This is a genomic window from Carboxydocella sp. JDF658 (assembly GCF_002049395.1).
Lineage (GTDB): Bacteria > Bacillota.
In genome coordinates, this window is sequence record NZ_BDLR01000173.1 from 1 (window position 1) to 1,296 (window position 1,296).

Annotated in this window: 1 protein-coding gene; it reads left to right on the plus strand. The window is 54.6% G+C overall.

The genetic code is table 11. The features are described 5' to 3' along the window. Nucleotides 1–113: 113 nt before the first annotated feature. The coding region (locus tag JDF658_RS13230) for an RNA-guided endonuclease TnpB family protein (protein ID WP_079907983.1) at nucleotides 114–1,296 on the plus strand (1,183 nt) is incomplete at its 3' end.

The following is a 1,296-nucleotide window of genomic DNA, read 5'->3' on the forward strand; positions in this document are numbered from 1 at the left end:
GGATGAAAGCCCGGCTAAGTTTTTACCGGAATGTCTTCCTTGTATTGTATAAATTTGGTATAATATAGCTATGGAATAAAAATATAGACACAAATGTATATCCATCTAAGGGGGTGATTGAGCTGGCGCGCAAAAAGAACTTCAGTAACGGCATGCCAACGCAGACTCTCACAGCCAGGGCCAAAGTCATCAACCTTTCCGACCGGAACGCCCTGCTCCTGGGCCTGCTGGGTTTTTCCGCCACCAAGCTGTGGAACGTAGCCAACCACCACCGGCGCACTGTCTGGAACGAAACTGGTAGAATACCCGGTTTCGCCGAGCAGTGCCGGGAGCTTAAAATCAACCGCTGGTACAGGCTCCTACCTTCCCAGTCTGCTCAGGAAGTCCTGGGCGAGCAGGACGACTCCTATCGATCATGGTTCTCACACAGGAAAAACGGCGATGTACTGGCAAAACCGCCGGGCTTCCGGAAAAAAGATACTCTCAGCACCGTGACTTTTAAACAGAAAGCTTTCGAAATACTGCCGGACAACCGGGTGCGCCTGAAGCTGCCCAAAACCTACGGCAGGCGGGTGATTGTACTGGAATACCAGCTCCCATTGCACGTCACTCTGGGCAAAGTCCAGCAGGTAAAGCTGGTCTACGAACCTGGGACCGGCGACTGGTACCTGCACATAACCCACAGGGTCCCGGTAACCTATAAGGAAACTGGAAACGTCATGGCACTGGACCTGGGTATCGTGAACATCGCGGCCGGGGTAATCTCCGACGGCTTTTCTTTCCTCGTGCCCGGCGGGGAACTTCTGGCCCTCGACCGGTACTTCCAGAAAGAAAAAGCCAAATGTACCAAATCCACCAGCAGGCGCTGCATTGAGTTGAACGTCAAGTGGGGCAGGCAGCGCAACCACTACCTGCACGTACTGACAAGGTGGTTGGTCGACCTGGCAATTGCCCACAACGTTTCCACCATCGTAGTCGGCGAATTAAAAGGTATTCGTGCGGACAGGGACTGGGGAGACGCGGGCAACCAGAAACTCCACGCCTGGCCGTTCAGTAAGATAATAAGCCTGCTCACTTATAAAGCGGCCCTCGCCGGCATCCGGGTGGTCAAAGTGTCGGAGAAGAACACCAGCACTACCTGCCCGGTGTGCGGCGAAAGGGTCAAGAAAGCCCGCGTGCATCGGGGGCTGTTCGTTCACTGCGGTGTCGTACTGAACGCCGATCTGGTAGGCGCATATAACATTCTGCAAAGGTATCTCCGTGAGTCCGGTCTGGCACTGCCGGACCGGTCGGGAG